Source organism: Paraburkholderia ribeironis (assembly GCF_900019265.1).
GTDB lineage: Bacteria > Pseudomonadota > Gammaproteobacteria > Burkholderiales > Burkholderiaceae > Paraburkholderia > Paraburkholderia ribeironis.
Genome location: NZ_CYGX02000007.1, coordinates 40,365 through 59,924, shown reverse-complemented (window position 1 = coordinate 59,924; position 19,560 = coordinate 40,365). Strand labels below are relative to the sequence as shown.

The 19,560-nt window shown below is 63.9% G+C and carries 14 protein-coding genes; 13 read left to right on the top strand and 1 reads right to left on the bottom strand.

Annotated elements, in window-relative coordinates; genetic code table 11:
* The first annotated feature begins 7 nt into the window (after positions 1–7).
* The 11 genes from BN2475_RS02905 to BN2475_RS02855 all read left to right on the top strand — a co-directional run bounded on the left by BN2475_RS02905 (position 8) and on the right by BN2475_RS02855 (position 14,414).
* Complete coding sequence (locus BN2475_RS02905; protein WP_094778076.1) at positions 8–409, top strand: FmdB family zinc ribbon protein; 402 nt, start codon at positions 8–10, stop codon at positions 407–409.
* Between the two features lie 75 nt (positions 410–484).
* On the top strand, positions 485–1,138 hold the full coding sequence (locus BN2475_RS02900; RefSeq protein WP_162494319.1) for a DUF502 domain-containing protein: 654 nt from the start codon (positions 485–487) through the stop codon (positions 1,136–1,138).
* Between the two features lie 76 nt (positions 1,139–1,214).
* Positions 1,215–3,014 (top strand): aspartate--tRNA ligase, encoded by a 1,800-nt coding sequence (gene aspS, locus BN2475_RS02895; protein ID WP_094778075.1) that lies wholly within the window; start codon positions 1,215–1,217, stop codon positions 3,012–3,014.
* 141 nt (positions 3,015–3,155) lie between these two features.
* Positions 3,156–3,695: a dihydroneopterin triphosphate diphosphatase gene (gene nudB / locus BN2475_RS02890; protein ID WP_425435460.1), complete on the top strand. Its 540-nt coding sequence runs from the start codon at positions 3,156–3,158 to the stop codon at positions 3,693–3,695.
* The gene (clsB, locus tag BN2475_RS02885) at positions 3,692–4,951 is read left to right on the top strand and encodes a cardiolipin synthase ClsB (protein WP_094778074.1); all 1,260 of its coding nucleotides are present in this window, start codon (positions 3,692–3,694) and stop codon (positions 4,949–4,951) included. The genes nudB and clsB overlap by 4 nt, the downstream gene beginning before the upstream one ends.
* 299 nt (positions 4,952–5,250) lie before the next feature.
* Entirely contained in the window at positions 5,251–6,810 is a 1,560-nt protein-coding gene (locus tag BN2475_RS02880) for a tetratricopeptide repeat protein (RefSeq protein ID WP_094778073.1), read from the top strand.
* 447 nt (positions 6,811–7,257) lie between these two features.
* Positions 7,258–7,857 carry a TetR/AcrR family transcriptional regulator gene (locus tag BN2475_RS02875; protein WP_094778072.1) on the top strand — a complete coding sequence of 200 codons (600 nt, stop codon included), beginning with the start codon at positions 7,258–7,260 and terminating at the stop codon, positions 7,855–7,857.
* Between the two features lie 96 nt (positions 7,858–7,953).
* Positions 7,954–9,741 carry an acyl-CoA dehydrogenase C-terminal domain-containing protein gene (locus tag BN2475_RS02870; protein WP_094778071.1) on the top strand — a complete coding sequence of 596 codons (1,788 nt, stop codon included), beginning with the start codon at positions 7,954–7,956 and terminating at the stop codon, positions 9,739–9,741.
* 123 nt (positions 9,742–9,864) lie between these two features.
* On the top strand, positions 9,865–12,300 hold the full coding sequence (locus BN2475_RS02865; protein ID WP_094778070.1) for a 3-hydroxyacyl-CoA dehydrogenase/enoyl-CoA hydratase family protein: 2,436 nt from the start codon (positions 9,865–9,867) through the stop codon (positions 12,298–12,300).
* 21 nt (positions 12,301–12,321) lie between these two features.
* Positions 12,322–13,521: an acetyl-CoA C-acyltransferase gene (locus BN2475_RS02860; protein ID WP_094778069.1), complete on the top strand. Its 1,200-nt coding sequence runs from the start codon at positions 12,322–12,324 to the stop codon at positions 13,519–13,521.
* Positions 13,522–13,643: 122 nt separating this feature from the next.
* Positions 13,644–14,414: an enoyl-CoA hydratase gene (locus tag BN2475_RS02855; RefSeq protein WP_094778118.1), complete on the top strand. Its 771-nt coding sequence runs from the start codon at positions 13,644–13,646 to the stop codon at positions 14,412–14,414.
* A gap of 174 nt (positions 14,415–14,588) precedes the next feature.
* Here the strand turns inward: BN2475_RS02855 and fdhD are convergent, their stop codons facing one another.
* On the bottom strand, positions 14,589–15,428 hold the full coding sequence (gene fdhD / locus BN2475_RS02850; RefSeq protein ID WP_094778068.1) for a formate dehydrogenase accessory sulfurtransferase FdhD: 840 nt from the start codon (positions 15,426–15,428) through the stop codon (positions 14,589–14,591).
* Positions 15,429–15,589: 161 nt separating this feature from the next.
* Between fdhD and BN2475_RS02845 the strand changes: the two genes are divergently transcribed.
* Together BN2475_RS02845 and BN2475_RS02840 are read left to right on the top strand one after the other, a co-directional pair.
* On the top strand, positions 15,590–16,066 hold the full coding sequence (locus tag BN2475_RS02845; RefSeq protein WP_094778067.1) for a nitrate reductase associated protein: 477 nt from the start codon (positions 15,590–15,592) through the stop codon (positions 16,064–16,066).
* Positions 16,067–16,371: 305 nt separating this feature from the next.
* Positions 16,372–19,482, top strand: a complete 3,111-nt coding sequence (locus BN2475_RS02840; protein WP_094778066.1) for a sensor domain-containing protein — start codon at positions 16,372–16,374, stop codon at positions 19,480–19,482.
* The last annotated feature ends 78 nt before the right edge of the window (positions 19,483–19,560 follow it).

The window sequence follows — 19,560 nt, the reverse complement described above, 5'->3', positions numbered from 1 at the left end:
AAAGTTCATGCCGATCTACGCTTATCGTTGCGAGTCGTGCGGCTTCGGGAAGGACGTGCTTCAGAAGATGAGCGACCCCCAGCTGACGCAGTGTCCCGAGTGCGGGAAAGACGCCTTTCGCAAACAGGTCACTGCGGCCGGTTTCCAGTTGAAGGGTTCCGGCTGGTACGTGACCGATTTCCGCGGCGGCAACGGCGGCGCAAGCGCGCCGGCCAAGTCTGACGCGAATGGTGCATCGGACGGCGCGAACGGAAACGCGGCTACCGCCGGCAACGGCGCCGCGCAATCCGACACGGCCTCGGCCAGCGGCGCCGCCGCGGCTGGGTCGTCGAGCGCAGCCGCCGCGCCGGCCGCGCCTGCCGCCGCACCGGCCGCTTCGGCGAGCTCGAGCGCTTCCGGCGGCGCCTAGTGGGATTGCCGCCTTCAGGGGCGGCGCACACGCCGCGCGGTGGGTTTCGGTCTGCGCGGCTTTCTGGCAGTACACATGACGATGAAAAAAACGACGCTCAAATCGGTGTTCCTGACTGGCCTGCTGGTGCTGGTGCCTTTGGCCATCACACTGTGGGTGCTCGGTCTGATCATCGGCACGATGGACCAGACGCTGTTGCTGCTGCCCACTTCGTGGCAGCCGGAACGCGCGATCGGCTATCGCCTGCCCGGCCTCGGCGCCGTGCTGACGCTCGCGTTCATCTTTGTCGTCGGGCTGTTGACGCAGAACTTCATTGGGCAGAAGCTCGTGAAGTGGTGGGAATTGCTGGTCGCTCACATTCCCGTGGTCGGCCCGATCTACACCAGCGTCAAGCAGGTGTCCGACACGTTGCTGTCGAGCAGCGGCAACGCGTTTCGCAAGGCGCTCCTGATCGAATACCCGCGCCGCGGCTCTTATACGATCGCGTTTCTCACCGGCATTCCGGGCGGCGACGTGGTCAACCACCTGAAAGAAGACTACGTCAGCGTCTATGTGCCGACCACGCCGAACCCCACATCCGGCTTCTTCCTGATGGTGCCGAAGAGCGAAGTGATCGAGCTCGACATGACGGTCGACGCTGCGCTCAAGTACATCGTCTCGATGGGCGTCGTGGCGCCGTCCGCGCCGCCGGCGCCGGTGCGCCGCACGACAGTCGAGCCTCCGCTGTAATGCCGGTGCGCAATGTTTCACGCAGTGTCCAACTGCGGCGCGCCGATCAACCAATGCAAAACGAAAGACAAACATCATGTCGATGAGATCTGAATACTGCGGTCTGGTGACCGAAGAACTGCTGGGCCAATCCGTCTCGCTGTGTGGCTGGGTGAGCCGCCGCCGCGACCATGGCGGCGTTATCTTCATCGACCTGCGCGATCGCGAAGGGCTCGTTCAGGTCGTCTGCGACCCGGACCGCGCGGAAATGTTCAAGGCCGCCGAAGGCGTGCGCAACGAGTTCTGCCTGCAGATCAAGGGCGTGGTGCGCAGCCGTCCGGAAGGCACGACCAACGCCGCGCTCAAGAGCGGCAAGATCGAGGTGCTGTGCCACGAGCTGATCGTGCTGAACGCGTCGATCACGCCGCCGTTCCAGCTCGACGACGACAACCTGTCCGAAACCACGCGTCTCACGCACCGCGTGCTCGACCTGCGCCGTCCGCAAATGCAGCACAACCTGCGTCTGCGCTACCGCGTCGCGATCGAAGTGCGCAAGTACCTGGACGCGCAGGGCTTCATCGACATCGAAACGCCGATGCTCACGAAGAGCACGCCGGAAGGCGCACGCGACTACCTCGTGCCGTCGCGTACCAACCCGGGCCAGTTCTTCGCGCTGCCGCAGTCGCCGCAACTGTTCAAGCAGCTGCTGATGGTGGCGAACTTCGACCGCTACTACCAGATCGTCAAGTGCTTCCGCGACGAAGACCTGCGCGCCGATCGTCAGCCGGAATTCACGCAGATCGACTGCGAAACCTCGTTCCTGTCGGAACAGGAAATCCGCGATCTGTTCGAGGCGATGATCCGTCACGTGTTCAAGGAAACGATCGGCGTCTCGCTGGACGAGAAATTCCCGGTCATGGAATACGCGGAAGCGATGCGCCGCTTCGGTTCGGACAAACCGGACCTGCGCGTGAAGCTCGAATTCACGGATCTGACCGACGCGGTGAAGGACGTCGACTTCAAGGTGTTCAGCACGCCGGCCAACGCGAAGGACGGCCGCGTCGCGGCGATCCGCGTGCCGAAGGGCGGCGAACTCTCGCGTGGCGACATCGACAGCTACACGGAATTCGTGCGCATCTACGGCGCGAAGGGTCTCGCGTGGATCAAGGTCAACGAAGTCGCGAAGGGCCGTGACGGTCTGCAAAGCCCGATCGTCAAGAACCTGCACGACGAAGCGGTCAAGGCGATCATCGAGCGCACCGGCGCGCAAGACGGCGACATCATTTTCTTCGCGGCGGATCGCGCGAAGGTGGTGAACGACAGCCTCGGCGCACTGCGTCTGAAGATCGGACATTCGGAGTTCGGCAAGGCCAACGGCCTGGTTGAGTCCGGCTGGAAGCCGCTGTGGGTGGTCGACTTCCCGATGTTCGAATACGACGAGGAAGACAACCGCTACGTCGCCGCGCATCACCCGTTCACGAGCCCGAAGGACGAGCACCTCGAGTACCTCGAAACGGACCCGGCGCGTTGCCTCGCGAAGGCCTACGACATGGTGCTGAACGGTTGGGAAATCGGCGGCGGTTCGGTGCGTATCCACCGTGAAGAAGTGCAGAGCAAGGTGTTCCGCGCGTTGAAGATCAACGCGGAAGAAGCGCAAGCCAAGTTCGGCTTCCTGCTCGACGCGCTGCAATACGGCGCGCCGCCGCACGGTGGTATCGCGTTCGGCCTGGACCGCATCATCACGATGATGGCCGGTGCCGATTCGATCCGCGACGTGATCGCGTTTCCGAAGACGCAACGCGCGCAGTGTCTGCTCACGCAGGCGCCGAGCGAAGTGGACGAGCGCCAGTTGCGCGAGTTGCACATCCGTCTGCGTACGGCGGATCCGAAGGCTTAAGCTCAAGCCAGTCCCCGCTGTCTGAAAACGGCAGCGCGAGCGGACAAAGAGCGAAGCGAAAAAAGCGCGGGAGGAAACTCCCGGCGCCTTTTTCGTTTTTTGCGTTACAGTCGAACCAACTGCTTTCGACCGTCATCCGACATGTACCGCGCCAACGTTGCGCCCCGTTTTTACGCCATGCCGAAACCGCCGAAGATTCCGCAATCCGTGCTTGTCATCATTCATACACCTGCGCTCGACGTGCTGCTGATCGAGCGCGCCGATCATGCCGGGTTCTGGCAATCGGTGACGGGTTCCAAGGATCGGCTCGATGAACCGCTCGTCGAAACGGCCACGCGCGAAGTCGGCGAGGAGACCGGCATCGTGGTGGGTGGAGCGCAGGTGCCGCAGAGCGCGTTGTTCGACTGGGAGTATTCGATCGAATACGAGATCTACCCGGAGTTCCGCTATCGCTATGCCGAAGGCGTGATCCACAACACGGAGCACTGGTTCAGCTTGCAGGTGCCCGAGCAGCTCGAGGTGACGCTGGCGCCGCGCGAGCACACCGCGTTCCTGTGGCTGCCTTATGAAGAGGCGGCGTCGCGCTGTTTTTCATCGTCGAATGCCGATGCGATCCTGCAGTTGCCCCGGCGGCTCGGCGGGCGCCAGGCCGATGTGCCACCCGGGGAGCGTAGCCGGTGAGCGCAGGCGGCGCGAGCCGTTTCGCCCGACTGCGGCACACGCTGCTCGGCCGACGCTATTGGCAGCGTTACCGCTTCACGAGCGACAACGATGTCCGACTGCTGCGCTCGGGCGATGAGTTCTTTGCTGCGCTGATCGAGCGTATCGATGCCGCACAGCGCGACGTGGTTCTCGAAACCTATATCTTCTGCGACGACGACGCCGGCCAGGCGGTCAGCGCGGCGATGCTGCGCGCCGCCTCGCGCGGCGTGAGGGTGCGCGTGATCACCGACGGCATTGGCACCGCGCGTCTGCCGATGTTCGTCGAGTGGGCCGCCGCCGGCATCGATCATCGCATCTACAACCCTCATCTGTTTGGCCGCTTCGGCTTTTCGCGCACGCACCGCAAGCTGGCGGTTATCGACGACCAGTATGCGTACTGCGGCGGGATCAATATCGTCGACGACTACGAGAACAACGGTGCGATGCTGCCGTTCCGGCGTTGGGATTTCGCGGTTCAATTGCATGGGCCGGTGGTCGCCGACGTCCGCCAGGCGTTCGAGGTGCAGTGGCGCCGGATTCGACTCGGGCATCGGCCACTCGATTCGTTGCAGCCAGACCTGGGACAGCAGACCAATGCATCGCTCGGCAGTTTGCGACGGCGCAGGAGTCGCCGCAACGAGGAATTGTGGGCGGGTGGTCAGCCGTGCGTGGCATTCGTCGCACGCGACAATCTGATCAATCGTCGCGCGATCGAAAAGGCGTATCTGGCCGCGATCGGCCAGGCGCGTCACGAAATACTGCTCGCCAATCCGTACTTCATGCCGGGGCGCAAACTGCGGCGCGCGCTGGTGTTCGCGGCGCGGCGCGGCGTCGCGGTGAAACTGATCATCGGGCGCAAGGAGTTCAAGGCGCTCGATTACGCGGTGCCGTTCCTGTATCACGCGTTGCTGCGGGCCGGCGTGCAGATCGCCGAGTACGAGAAGACGCTGCTGCATGGCAAGGTCGCCGTGGTGGATTCGAGCTGGGGGACCGTGGGCTCGTCGAATCTGGATGCGCTGAGCCTGATGCTCAACAACGAAGCCAACGTGGTGCTGGTGAACGATCCGTCGATCGACGCGTTGCGCGAGGCGATCCTCGACGCATTCGAGGAGGCCCGCGGTATCGACGAGGCGCACTACGAATCGCGTCCGGCGGGCGAGCGGGTGCTCAGCTGGCTTGCATATACGAGCTATCGGGTGGCGATGAAGCTGTTGACGGTCGGCGGCTACGACTAGCACGAACGGGCAGGCCGCGTTTCGGAACGATCCTAGAGACTGCCCGCGGTGGCTCGAAGATACTCTTTGCTCGATTGATATCGAGCGGCGCAATGCAGCGCCATCGCATGGGCCGCCGAAATCGTTTCCTCATCAATCCGTGCGTGCCGGCTGTAGTGCTGGTTGTAGTGCCGGTTGTAGTGCCGGTTGCAGTGCCGATTGCGTGTGTCGGTCGCGCGTGTGTCGCTCAGGCTGAGTCGTCCAGTGTGAACCGTTCACCGCGTCCGGACCGGCGCGTCACGGCCGCTCGTTCATTGCCCATGTCCGTTCCACCGCCAGCCCACTCCCACGACACTTCGCAGCTTCACGACGACGCAGTCGCGGCTTATCAGGCCGGTCGCCTCGACGCGGTGCAGACGCTGATCGATCGAATCCTCTTGCTGGACGGCGAGCACGTCGGCGCTCTCCACCTGCAAGGCTTGCTTGCGCTGGCGGCAGGCCAGCTGCGCGACGCACAACACTGGCTCGAACGCGCACTCCAGATTCGCCCCGAGCCGATCCTGTACAACACGCTCTACGCGATCCGTTTGCGATTGAGCGACTTTGCGGGCGCGGTCCACAGTTTGCGCGAGGGGCTCGCGATGCAGCCGGACTTCGTGGCGCTCCACTACAACCTCGCGTTGACGCTGCAACATCTCGACCGTCTCGAGGACGCGGCGCTCAGCTACCGTCGAACGCTCGAACTCGACCCTCACCATTCGGCGGCACACAACAATCTCGGCCGCATTTACGCGGACCTCGGCGCTGCGGAAGACGCGGAGCGACACTACCGGCGTGCGATCGAACTGGCGTCCGCCAACTTCGTCGCGCGCAACAACCTCGCGATGCTGTTGCTCGCTGCCGGCCGCTACACAGAGGGGTGGCCGTATTTCGAAGACCGCTGGGTCAGCTTCAGGCAAGCCGACGGACGGCCCGCACGGGTGCCGGTGCAGGTCGCGCTGCCGCGCTGGTCTGGCGAAGAGCAGTGCGTGAGCCACGGCACGCAAGCGGGCCGTGCACCGGCAGAGCGTCTGCTCGTGCTCGATGAACAAGGCTATGGCGACAGCCTGCAATTCGTGCGCTACCTGCCGTTGGCACTCGCGCGTTTTTCCCATGTCGGCTATGTGTGTCCGCCGCCTTTGCGTCGGCTTTACGAGCAGTCGTTGTGCGCACGCTGGCCTCGCCTCGTGCTGCTCGACGCGGTGCCGGCCGACTTGCGCGGCTGGGATTGCTACTGTCCGTTGATGTCGTTGCCGATGGCGTTCGCAACACGCGTTGCCACCATCCCCGCGCCGCTGCCTTACCTGTACGCCGATGCCGCCCGCACGGCCGCATGGCGTGCGCGATTCGACGCGCTACCGGCGGAGCACTTGCCGCGCGTTGGTGTGGTGTGGGCGGGCGGTCATTCGGGCATTGCAGTGGACCGGCTGCGCAGCCTCGCGATCGCGCAGATCGCGCCGCTGCTCGCGCTGCGGCAGGTGCGCTGGGTCAGTCTGCAAAAGACCGACGATCCCGCGAAACTGGCCGACGCCGCCAGCAAGGCGCGTCTAATCGACTGGACCGACGAGCTCGCGGACTTCGCGGATACCGCGGCGCTGATCGACAACCTCGATCTGGTGATTTCCGTTGACACATCGGTGGCGCATCTGGCCGCCGCGATGGGCAAGCCGGTCTGGCTGCTCAACCGCTTCGCGGGTTGTTGGCGTTGGCTGCGCGGGCGCGACGACAGTCCCTGGTATCCCGGCCTGCGTCTTTTCACGCAGACACAGCGAGGCGACTGGGACGATGTGCTGGTACGTGTCGCTGCTGCTCTGCAGCAGAGCTTTCCGCCGATTGCATGATCTCGCGTCCTGAGGTCGGATTTCGCGTCTGACCTCACGCGTCGCGATTTTTCTGGGCGAACCCGGCAGCGTGGGGGTCCCATTGTGTCCTGCGCCAGCCATCACAACGAGCTGCGCAGCCGTCGCCCCGACCCGCCTCGACAACGCAACGCAGCGCCGCACCGCACCGCACCGCGTCAAATCAAGTTCTTCTTGGTTTGCGCCAAGTTGCTGCATCATGTCGGCCGGCTGCGCCAATCAGAGAACACGAGCGCTCCAATCAGCAACAATTGCCTCAAGGCAAACGCCTCTAAAAAATCTGATTCGTCTGATTGACGGATGTCGCAAAATTGAAACCAGGTTAGAAACCGGTTTCTAATAAAGTCCTTGTTTCGCGGACGGCAGCACTCAATAATAGTACGGCCGTTCGATTTTCTTTCGGTCACATTAGAACGGTAAAAAACAGCTATGCGAAAAGGCGAACAAACACGAGCCGCGATTCTCGACGCAGCACTCGATCTGGCAAGCCGTGACGGACTGGAAGGTCTGACGATCGGCTTGCTGGCCGAGCGCATGCAGATGAGCAAAAGCGGAGTGTTCGCGCATTTCGGGTCGCGCGAGGATTTGCAGGTCGAAGTCGTGCGCGAATATCACCGGCGTTTCGAAGACGAGGTGTTTTTCCCGAGTCTGCGCGAGCCTCGCGGTCTGCCGCGCTTGCGCGCGATGATTTCCCGCTGGATCGAGAAGCGCATCCAGGAAGTCACCACTGGGTGCATCTACATCAGCGGTGCCGTCGAATACGACGACCGCGCCGACAACCCGGTGCGCGAGCAACTGGTGTCGAGCGTGACGATCTGGCGTGCGGCGCTCACGCGTGCGATTTCGCAGGCGATGGAAGAAGGGCATCTGCGTGCCGATACCAACCCGCAGCTGATGCTCTTCGAACTGTATAGCGTCACGCTCGGCCTGCATCACGACGCGCGCTTCCTGCACCTGCCGGACGCCGTGCCTCTCACGTGGGCCGCGCTGGAAAAATTGATTGTTTCATATCAGAGCGAAAGTCGTTAGCAGCGTCGTCCGAAACCAAACGGATTCAGCGGCGCAGAAGGGCCATCCACGGACTCAGCTAACGGCCTCGCTTCTTGTCAAATTTTGGAGAGAGTCATGGGACAGTACGCCGCGCCGCTGCGCGACATGCAATTCGTGTTGCACGAACTGCTTAACGTCGAAGCCGAAATCAGGCAAATGCCGAAGCACGCGGATCTCGATGCAGATACGATCAACGCGGTGCTCGAGGAGGCCGGCAAGTTCTGCTCCGACGTGTTGTTCCCGCTCAATCACAGCGGCGACGAGGAAGGCTGCACATACGCCGGCGATGGCGTCGTGACCACACCCAAGGGCTTCAAGGAAGCCTATCAACAGTACGTCGAAGCCGGCTGGCCGGCACTGGGCTGCAGTCCGGCATACGGTGGCCAGGGCTTGCCCATTTTCGTCAACAATGCGCTCTATGAAATGCTGAACTCGGCAAATCAGGCGTGGGCGATGTACCCGGGTCTCTCGCACGGTGCGTATGAATGTCTGCACGCGCACGGCACGCCCGAGTTGCAGCAGCGTTATCTGCCGAAGCTGGTGGCGGGCGTGTGGACCGGCACGATGTGTCTGACCGAGCCGCATTGCGGCACCGACCTCGGCATTCTGCGCACCAAGGCCGAGCCGAACGGCGACGGCTCGTATGCGATCAGCGGTACGAAGATCTTCATCTCCAGCGGCGAACACGACCTCGCGGAGAACATCGTTCACCTGGTGCTCGCGCGCCTGCCGGATGCGCCCAAAGGCACCAAGGGCATTTCACTGTTCATCGTGCCGAAGTTCGTGCCGAACGAAGCGGGCGAGCCGGGCGAGCGCAACGGCGTGAAGTGCGGCTCCATCGAACAGAAGATGGGCATTCACGGCAACGCGACCTGCGTGATCAATCTCGACAACGCCAAAGGCTGGCTCGTCGGTGAGCCAAACAAAGGCCTGAACGCGATGTTCGTGATGATGAACGCCGCACGTCTGGGCGTCGGCATGCAGAGCCTCGGGCTGACCGAAGTCGCGTATCAGAACTCGCTCGCGTACGCGAAAGAGCGTCTGCAGATGCGTTCGCTGACCGGCCCGAAAGCGCCGGACAAAGCCGCCGACCCGATCATCGTGCATCCCGACGTGCGTCGCATGCTGCTCACGCAGAAGGCCTATGCCGAAGGCGCGCGGGCGTTCTCGTACTGGTCCGCGTTGCATATCGACAAGGAACTGTCGCACGGCGACGAAGCGGTGCGCAAGGAAGCGGCCGACCTTGTCGCGCTGCTCACGCCGATCCTGAAAGCGTTCCTGTCGGACAACGCGTTCGAAGGCACCAACCACGCGATGCAGATCTACGGCGGTCACGGCTTCATCGCCGAGTGGGGCATGGAGCAGTACGTGCGCGACGCGCGTATCAACATGATCTACGAAGGCACCAACGCGATCCAGGCGCTCGACCTGCTGGGCCGCAAGATCCTCGGCGACATGGGCGCGAAGTTGAAGAAGTTCGGCAAGCTCGTGACGGAGTTCGTCGAAGCCGAAGGCATCAAGCCGGAAATGCAGGAGTTCATCAACCCGCTCGCCGACATCGGCGAGAAGGTGCAGAAGCTGACGATGGAAATCGGCATGAAGGCGATGCAGAACCCGGACGAAGTGGGCGCCGCGGCCGTGCCGTACCTGCGCACCGTTGGCCATCTGGTGTTCTCGTATTTCTGGGCGCGCATGGCGCGTATCGCGCTGGACAAGCAGGCATCAGGCGACCCGTTCTACAAGGCCAAGCTCGCCACCGCGCGTTTCTACTTCGCGAAGCTGCTGCCGGAAACGGCGATGACGATCCGTCAGGCGCGCGCCGGTTCGAAGCCGCTGATGGACGTCGAAGAAGCGCTGTTCTAAGTCCAGTACAAGCACACCAACGCAGGCGCCGCGCGTATCGAAGCTGCGGCGCCTCATCCCAGCCACACATCGCGAAGCGTTCATGAACCTTCGCGACATCGCACAACTCCCCGGAGGAACGACGTGAGCAATCTGATCATTCGCAAGGTAGCCGTGCTCGGCGCCGGCGTGATGGGCGCGCAGATCGCCGCGCACCTGATCAACGCCAAGGTGCCCGTGCTGCTGTTCGACCTGCCCGCAAAGGAAGGCCCGAAGAACGGGATCGCGCTGAAGGCGATCGAGAATCTGAAGAAGCTGTCGCCCGCACCGTTCGGCGTGAAGGACGACGCGCAATACATCCAGCCGGCGAACTACGACGACGACATCGCGAAGCTCGGCGAATGCGACCTCGTGATCGAAGCGATCGCCGAACGGATGGACTGGAAGCACGATCTGTACAAGAAGGTCGCGCCGCACATCGCGCCGGACGCGATCTTCGCGACCAATACGTCGGGGCTGTCGATCACGGCGTTGTCGGATGGTTTTCCGGATGAACTGAAGGCGCGCTTTTGCGGCGTGCACTTCTTCAATCCGCCGCGCTACATGCATCTGGTCGAGCTGATTCCGACCGCGGCGACGCGCCCGGCCATCCTCGATCAACTCGAAACGTTCCTGACCAGCGTGGTCGGCAAGGGCGTCGTGCGTGCGAAAGACACGCCGAACTTCATCGCCAATCGCGTCGGCATCTTCTCGATCCTCGCTGTGATTACGGAGGCCGCGAAGTTCGGCCTGCGTTTCGACGAAGTGGACGACCTGACCGGCGCACGTCTGGGCCGCGCGAAGTCGGCGACGTTCCGCACCGCCGACGTGGTCGGTCTCGACACGATGGCGCACGTCATCAAGACGATGCAGGACACGCTGAAGGACGACCCGTTCTTCCCGGTCTACGAAACGCCGGCGGTGCTGGCCGAACTGGTGAAGAAGGGCGCGCTGGGTCAGAAGACCGGCGGCGGTTTCTACAAGAAGGAAGGCAAGGCAATCAAGGTGCTCGACCCGAAGACGGGCGAATACGTCGACGGCGGCGCGAAGGCCGACGAACTGATTGGTCGCATCCTGAAGCGCCCGCCGGCCGAGCGTCTGAAGCTGCTGCGCGAATCGGAGCACCCGCAGGCGCAGTTCCTGTGGTCGATCTTCCGCGACGTATACCACTACATCGGCGTGCATCTGGAATCGATCGCCGATAACGCACGCGACGTTGATCTGGCGATCCGCTGGGGCTTCGGCTGGAACGAAGGCCCGTTCGAAGGCTGGCAGACGGCCGGCTGGAAGCAGGTCGCCGAGTGGGTGCAGGAAGACATTGCGGCGGGCAAGGCGCTCTCCAATGTGCCGCTGCCGTCGTGGGTGCTGCAAGGCGTGGTCGCCGAGAAGGGCGGCGTGCATACCGACGACGGTTCGTGGTCGCCCGCATCGCAGACGTTCGTGCCGCGCTCGTCGCTCGGCGTGTACGACCGGCAGGTGTTCCGTGCGCCGCTCGTCGGCGAAACCGCCGCCGATCCGAAGACCTACGGCAAGACGCTGTTCGAGACGGACTCGGTGCGCGCATGGGTCGACGATCGCGCGGGCGAGGACGACGTGTTGATCGTGTCGTTCAAGAGCAAGATGAACACGATCGGGCCGTCGGTGATCGAAGGTCTGACGCAGGCAATCGAGCTGGCCGAAAAGGACTACAAGGGTCTGGTGGTGTGGCAGCCGACGTCGCTGAAGCTCGGCACGCCGGGTGGCCCGTTCTCCGCGGGCGCCAACCTCGAAGAAGCGATGCCCGCGTTCATGATGGGCGGCGCGAAAGGCATCGAGCCGTTCGTGAAGAAATTCCAGCAAGGCATGTTGCGCGTGAAGTACGCGAACGTGCCGGTGATCTCGGCGGTGTCGGGCATCGCGCTCGGCGGCGGCTGCGAACTGGCGCTGCATAGCGCGAAGCGTGTCGCGCACATCGAAAGCTACATGGGTCTGGTGGAAGTCGGCGTGGGTCTGGTGCCCGCGGGCGGCGGTCTGAAGGAAGCAGCGCTGCGCGCGGCCGAAGCCGCCACGCAAGTCGGCGCGGTGAGCGACCTGCTGAAGTTCCTGCAGAAGTCGTTCGAAAACGCGGCGATGGCGAAGGTCTCAGCCTCCGCGCTCGACGCCCGCGCAATGGGCTATCTGAAGCAGTCCGACCCGATCGTCTTCAACGTGTTCGAACTGCTCGACGTCGCGAAGAAGGAAGTGCGCGCGCTCGCCGCCGCAGGTTATCGTCCGCCGCTGCGCGCGACGCAAGTGCCGGTCGCGGGCCGCTCGGCGATCTCGACCATCAAGGCTTCGCTCGTCAACATGCGCGACGGCCGTTTCATCAGCGAGCACGATTTCCTGATCGCGAGCCGCATCGCGGAAGCGGTGTGCGGCGGTGACGTGGAAGCGGGCAGTCTCGTCGACGAAGAATGGCTGCTGCAACTCGAACGTCGTGCGTTCGTCGATCTGCTCGGCACGCAAAAGACGCAGGAACGGATCATGGGCATGCTGCAGACTGGGAAGCCGGTGCGGAACTAGGCGACGACAAAGGAGAATCAAATGGCAAAGCAATTGCAAGACGCATACATCGTCGCCGCGAGCCGTACGCCGATCGGCAAGGCGCCGCGCGGGATGTTCAAGAACACGCGCCCGGACGAACTGCTGGTGCACGCGATCAAATCGGCCGTGGCGCAAGTGCCCGGTCTCGACACTAACGTGATCGAAGACGCGATCGTCGGCTGCGCGATTCCGGAAGCGGAACAGGGGCTCAACGTCGCGCGGATCGGCGCGTTGCTGGCCGGCTTGCCGAATACGGTCGGCGGTGTCACGGTGAACCGCTTCTGCGCGTCGGGTCTGACCGCGCTGGCGATGGCCGCGGACCGCATCCGCGTCGGCGAGTCGGATGCAATGGTCGCGGGCGGCTGCGAATCGATGAGCATGGTGCCGATGATGGGCAACAAGCCGTCGCTGTCGCCGCATATCTTCGATCGCAATGAAGACATCGGCATCGCCTACGGCATGGGCCTGACTGCCGAGAAAGTCGCCGAGCGCTGGAAGATCAGTCGCGAAGCACAGGACGCGTTCTCGGTCGAATCGCACCGCCGCGCGATCGCCGCGCAGCAGGCCGGCGAGTTCAACGACGAAATCGCCGCGTACACGATCAGCGAGCGCTTCCCCGATCTGGCCACCGGCGAAGTGCGCGTGAAGACCCGCGAAATCTCGCTCGACGAAGGTCCGCGCGCAGACACGTCGCTCGAAGGTCTCGCCAAGCTGCGCGCGGTGTTCGCGAACAAGGGCTCGGTGACGGCGGGCAACAGCTCGCAAACGTCGGACGGCGCGGGCGCGTTGATCGTGGTGTCGGAGAAGATCCTCAAGCAGTTCAACCTGACGCCGCTCGCGCGCTTCGTCAGCTTTGCGGTGCGCGGCGTGCCGCCGGAAATCATGGGCATCGGTCCGAAGGAAGCGATTCCGGCCGCGCTGAAGGCCGCCGGCCTGAAGCAGGACGACCTCGACTGGATTGAACTGAACGAGGCCTTCGCCGCGCAATCGCTCGCGGTGATTCAGGACCTCGGTCTCGATCCATCGAAGATCAACCCGCTGGGCGGTGCGATCGCCCTTGGCCACCCGCTCGGCGCGACGGGCGCGATTCGTGCGGCGACCGTCGTGCATGGCCTGCGCCGCCGCAATTACAAGTACGGCATGGTGACGATGTGCGTCGGCACCGGCATGGGCGCGGCGGGCATTATCGAGCGTCTTTGATCGGTACGCTGCGGTCCTCGCGGTGATCCATTAATCCATTGAGGGGACCACAGAATGGTTCGCCGGCCGTGTGGCTTGCGAACCGTTTTCACATTCAGCACGAGCGAGAGGAGATGATGGAGATGACGATGGATATTCTGGTCGAACGCGCCGACGGTGTGCTGACGATAGCCTTCAACCGGCCAGGCAGGAAGAACGCGATCACCGCCGCGATGTATCAGACGATGGTCGACGCGTTGGTCGACGCGCACAGCGACGCCTCGGTGCGCGCGATCCTGATTCGCGGTAGCGCGGGCATTTTCAGCGCCGGCAACGATCTCGAAGATTTCATGAAGACGCCGCCGATGGGCGAAAACGCGCCGGTGGTCCAGTTCATGCGCGCGATCAGCTCGGCGGAGAAGCCGGTGGTGGCGTCGGTGGCGGGGCCGGCGGTAGGCATCGGCACGACCCTGCTGCTGCACTGCGATCTGGTCTACGCAGCCGACACGGCGAGCTTCTCGCTGCCGTTCACGCAACTTGGCCTGTGCCCGGAAGCGGCGTCGAGCTTGCTGTTGCAGCGGGTGGGCGGCTATCAGGCGGCGGCGGAAAAGCTGCTGCTCGGCGAAACCTTCGACGCCGTCGAGGCGCAGCGCATGGGCTTCGTGAATCGCGTGCTGCCGGCCGCGGAAGTCGACGCGTTCGCCGCTGCGCAGGCCATGAAACTGGTCGCATTGCCGGCGTCGTCGTTGCGCGTGACGAAGAGCTTGATGAAGCGCGCGAGCCACCAGGAACTGCAAACGCAAATCAGCGAGGAAGCCGTGCACTTCGGCAAGATGCTGCTCGCGCCGGAAGCGCGCGAGGCGTTCAAGGCGTTCTTCGAGAAGCGCAAGCCGGACTTCCGGCAATTCGACTGAGCCGTTTGCGGCGATTCGAGCAAGCCGTTTGCGGCGATTCGAGCAAGCAGCTTGCGGTGATTCGAGCAAGCCGCTTCCGGCGATTCGATTAAGCAGCTTGCGACTGATTCGAGCAAGCCGCCGCCCTGGGCTGTCAGGTGTCCCGGCGCTCGGGCATCCGGGCGCTTCAGCCGCTCAGGGCTGCGTCGGTTGCAGCGTGTCGTAATCGACGTAGCTGGTTTCGCGGCAGAAGCTGACTAGCCGCACGCCTGCTTTGCGGGCGATCGCAATCGCCAGCGACGAGGGCGCCGAGATCGTCGCGACCATCGGCACGTCGACACGCGCGGCCTTGCGCACCAGCTCGTAGCTCGCGCGGCTCGACAGAAACACGAAACCGTCGCGGGTGTCCGCGCGTTCGAGCACGAGCTGGCCGATCAGCTTGTCGAGCGCGTTGTGGCGGCCGACGTCTTCGAACGCGTAGCGGATCGCGCCCGTTGCATCGCACCAGGCGGCGGCGTGCAGCCCGCCGGTCAGACGTGTCAACGCCTGGTGTTGCGGCAACGCACGGGCGGCGCGCGCGATCGCATCCGGCGCAAGCCGTTGCAGAAAGCCGGTGTCGGGTACCCGCTGCGGCTGCAGGTCCAGCAGGTCGATGCTTTCGATTCCGCAGACGCCGCAACCGGTGCGCCCGGCAAGCGCCCGGCGTTTCTCCTTCAGCGCGACGAACGCCTGCTGCACCACTTGCAGTTGCACTTCGGCATGCGGCAAGTCGCCCTCGTCGTGCAACTCGACCTCGATGTCCTGAATGTCGCTGCCACGCTCCACGATCCCTTCTGAAATCGCGAATCCGACCGCGAAGGCTTCGAGATCGCGCGGCGTGCACATCATCACCGCATGCGAAATGCCGTTGAAGACGAGCGCGACCGGCCACTCCTGGCCGATGTGATCGGTGACGGTTTCGACCGCCGCACCGCGATGCCGGCGCACCTGGCGTTCCACCGTGCCGGGCTGGCCGGCGGTTTCCTGTTCGTTCAAGCTACGTCTCTCCTGCGTTGAGCTGCGCGGCCGTGAGCGGCTTTTCGCCCCCGGCATGCGCCGGTTGGCGCCACCCGGGCATGCCGCCGGCGCGCGAATAAGGTTCTAAAATACCTCAAGCTGCGCCTGCATGCTGTCCGCCATCCGGGAGGAACACTGTCATGGGACTCAACGAAGCACCGCTCCTGTTTAACTTCGAGGTCGAGTCTTCGGAGAATTTCACCTATATCCCGATGTCGGTGCGCTTCAATCTCGACCGTTTTGGATTGCGTATCACGCTCGCGCAGTGGCAGATGCTGCCGCTCGAAGACCGCAAGCTGCTCGCGCGTTTCCCGGTCGAGGAAGACACCGAGATCGAACCGAACTTCGATCACGCGCTGTTCGAAATGCTGCGCACCCACGCGAATGTCGAGCCGGAATGGTTTACGCCCGAAGAAGCGCCCGCATGGCGCTGCACGGATAGCGTGCCGGACGGCGTCGCGCTTCAGGCGGGGCTGGCTGGTCTCGCGACGCCGAGCGTCGCCCGCTGGGCCGAGCTCGATCCATTCAAGCGCTACGTGCTCGCCAAGTTGTCGCGCAAGCCGGAGGCCAATCACGACTTCGTACCGGCGATGAGGGAATTTGGCGCGGCCGGCTAGGTGCGGCCGGCCAGGCGCGACCAGCCAAGTGCGACCGACCAAGTGCGACCGACCAAGTGCGACCGACCAAGTGCGACCAGCCAAGTGCGACGGTCCGGGCGCGATCAGCGAAGCGCGGCTCGCTTGATACGCCCAGCCAGGCGCCCAGCGCTCCCCCAAAAATTTTTTTCACATCCCACCCTCAACCCGCTCCCGAACCTGCCGTTATCCATGGGTTGGCGCGTAAAAGAACTCGCATCGATGGGCCCGATGCAATGAAAGCGACCGCGCGCTCCCGCCCTCGGAACGATTGACGTTCGGAATCCATGACTTCTTTTTTATCGAAGCGGCTGCTGATCAATCTGGCGGTCGTGGTCGCCGCGATTGGCGCGAATGCGTTCGTCGTCTACACGCAGATTTGCGGTCAACGCGATGCCGACGCGCGCATGCTGCGTTCGACGAGTGTGCGCCAGAACCTCGACGCCTATCACACGGCGCTCGACGACGCGCTGGCCGCGCTCGGCCGCTTCGAGGCATCGGGCGAGCCGGCGCCGGTCGACGCGGCCGCCGCGATGACCACGGCGCTCGCTGGTCTGGAGCGCGATCTGCGTGCGGAGCTTGCCGGCGAGCCGCCGATGCTCGACGCGCTGGCGAGGCTGAGCGCGGACAGCCATGCGCTGCAACACGACATCGACGACGCGCTGCTAAAGAGCGCCAACGCCGAACCCAATGCCTCGCGTGCGTGGGCCGCGTCGGCCTATACGCGTCTCGGGCTCGAGCTCGATCGCGTGGAAGCCGCGGTAGCCAGATTGCGCCGCGCGGAGAACCAGGCGCTGCACACGCCGCTCGCGGTGTCGGCGAAGCAAACCCAGCGCGCGATGTTCCTGTTGATCGTGACGATGGTGGTCGGCAGCGCCCTGCTGATCTTCACGTTCGGCGCGCGTGAGAGCCGTGCGCGTGAAAAGCTGCGCATGGTTCGCGCGCTGCGCCGTAACGACGAGCGCTTTCGCGGTCTGTTCGACGACCATCCGGTGCCGATGTACATCTTCGATCGGGAGACGCTACGGTTTCTCGCCGTCAACGCGGCCGCGATCCAGCAGTACGGCTATTCGGAGGCCGAATTTTTCGACCTGACGATTCGCGCGATCCGCTCGCATGCCGAGATCGCGCGGCTCGAATCGTATCTTCAACGCATGGACGCGGTCCTGCATGGGCGCACCATGGCGGGCATCTGGCATCACCGGCGCAAGGACGGGTCGACGATCAGCGTCGACATTTCATATCACGCGCTTCACTTCATGGGCCGCTCGGCACTGTTCGTGCTGGCCGATGACGTCACCGACCAGATCAACGCCGAAGCCGAAGCGCAGCGTTCGAACCAGATGCTCGAAGCGGTGATCGACAACATTCCGCAGCGCATTTTCTGGAAGGATCTGAATTCGCGCTATCTCGGCTGCAACATGGCGTTCGCACGCGATGCGGGCCTCGCGTATCCCGAGCAGGTGGTCGGCAAGAGCGACGCCGATCTGCCGTGGCGCGCGTTCGCCGACCTGCTGAACGACCACGACAGCGAGGTGGTCAGCACCGGCATGCCGAAGATGAACTTCGAAGTCGACGTGGTGATCGACGGCGTGCATCGCACCACGGTCACGAGCAAGCTGCCGTTCACCGACGGCGACGGCCGCGTGATCGGCGTGCTCGGTTCATACACGGACATCACCGAGCGCAAGCGCGCCGATCTGGCGTTGCGTTTGCAAAGCCGGGCGCTCGACGCGAGCGTCAATGCCATTCTGATCACCGCGCCATCGCCGACGGGCAATCTGATCGAGTACGTGAACCCAGCGTTCATGCGCATCACCGGCTACGATCCGGCCGAGGTGATCGGCCAGGATTGCCGCGTGTTGCAACGCGATGACCGCGATCAGGAAGGCGTCGCGCTGATCCGCGAGGCGCTGGCGGCGAACCGCGAAGTCAGCGCGGTGGTGCGCAACTATCGCAAGGACGGCGCGCTATTCTGGAATCAGCTGTTCATCGCGCCGGTGCCGAACGCCGAGGGCATGATCACGCATCACATCGGCGTGATCAACGACGTGACCGACCTGATCCGCTATCAGGAGCAGCTCGAATACCAGGCCAACTACGACGGCCTCACACGCCTGCCGAACCGCAATCTGCTGCGCGACCGGCTGGAGCATGCGCTGGTCGTCGCGCAGCGGCATCACTCTGGCGTCGCGGTCGTGTTCCTCGATCTGGACGGGTTCAAGAACGTCAACGACAGCCTCGGCCATAGCGTCGGCGACCGTCTGCTGGAGGTGGTCGCCGAGCGCCTCGCGCGCTGCTCGCGCACGAGCGATACCGTGGCGCGGCACGGCGGCGACGAGTTCGTGATCGTGATGACCGACACCGTCGACGAACAGTCGCTGATCGCATGGATGGAGCGCGTGCGCTCGTCGATTGCCGAGCCGGTGTGGCTCGACGGCACCGAGCTGTATGTGGGCTGCAGCATGGGCGCGAGCCTCTTCCCGCAAGACGGCGACGACGCCGAAACGCTGATGAAAAAGGCCGACCTCGCGATGTATCGCGCGAAGGACATGGGCCGCAATACGTTCCAGTTCTATCAGCCGGAGATGAACGCGAGCGCGGGTGCGCGCCTGAATCTCGAACGGCGTTTGCGCCGCGCGCTGCGTGACCAGGAGTTCCTGCTGCATTACCAGCCGCAAGTGGACATTGGCAGCGGGCAGATCGTCGGTATCGAGGCGCTGGTGCGCTGGCGCGATCCGGAAGTCGGCCTGGTGCTGCCGTCGTCGTTCATTCCGGTCGCGGAAGAGTGCGGTTTGATCGGACCGCTGTCGGAGTGGGTGCTGCGTGAAGCGTGCCGCCAGAACAAAGCCTGGCAGGACGAAGGGCTGCCGCCGGCGCGGGTGTCGGTGAATCTGTCGGCGCGGGTGTTCCAGCAACGCGATATCGCCAAGCTGGTGATGCAGGTGCTGGCCGAGACGGGCCTCGAGGCGAAGTACCTCGAACTCGAACTGACCGAAAGCACGATCATGCGCAATGCCGAAGAAGCGGTGTCGATGCTCAACGAGCTGCACGCGCTCGGCATCGGCCTCGCGATCGACGACTTCGGCACCGGCTATTCGAGCCTCAGCTATCTGAAACGCTTCCCGGTGGACCGGCTGAAGATCGACCGCTCGTTCGTCTCGGACATCGGCGTATCGGGCGACGACGAGACGATCACGTCGGCGATCATCGCGCTCGCGCATTCACTGAAGTTGCAGGTAATCGCGGAAGGCGTGGAGACATCGGCGCAACTGGACTTCCTGAAACAGCGCGCGTGCGACGAGATGCAGGGCTTCTACTTCGCGAAGCCGTTGTCGACGGATGCGATTTCCGAGTTGCTGCAAGGTGGCGTGGGGCGCGAGCTGGAGATGGCGTGAGCGGCCGGTGCAGTAGACAGGATAGGGCGACGTCGCGGCGAGATTGCGCAACATGGCGCGACATGGCGCAACATGCCG